This is a genomic window from Roseburia inulinivorans DSM 16841 (genome assembly GCF_000174195.1).
GTDB classification, from domain to species: Bacteria; Bacillota; Clostridia; order Lachnospirales; family Lachnospiraceae; genus Roseburia; species Roseburia inulinivorans.
Window position 1 is genome coordinate 1 of sequence record NZ_ACFY01000074.1, and the last position, 511, is coordinate 511.

Genomic DNA, 511 nt, shown 5'->3' on the forward strand with positions numbered 1-511 from the left:
ATCGAAAGCATGACGGTATTGAAAGATGCCTCTTCAACAGCTATATATGGCTCCCGTGCTGCTAACGGAGTCGTGATAATGACTAGCAAGAAAGGAAAAATGGGACAGAAGGCCCGTGTTAGTATCAATGCACAATATGGCTGGTCGAAAATGACAGGAGATAATATAGAGATGATGAACACCGAACAATGGCTTAACCTGCAGGAAATGCTAGATCCGGGAAAAGCATACGACACTACATTTCAAAAACGGAAGAAGTTCTATATAGATAATGGTATATCTACAGACTGGGCGGATGTCTTCTTCGGAGATGCAGCTCCTACCCAACAATACGATGTAAATGTGGTTGGCGGTTCCGAAGGTATCAACTACTACATTTCATTTTGGACATTATGATACAGAGGGAATCATGGACGATTCCTCATTGCGCCGTGAGACTTTGCGCAGTAATGTGGAAGTAAAGGTAACCGACTGGCTGAAAGCCGGGATTAACGTGAACCTTTCCATCAAG

At 43.6% G+C, this 511-nt stretch carries 1 pseudogene; it reads left to right on the forward strand.

The features are described from left to right. Window positions 1–396: pseudogene (locus ROSEINA2194_RS07980) on the forward strand (hypothetical protein); the annotation flags it as partial. Window positions 397–511 lie beyond the last annotated feature (115 nt).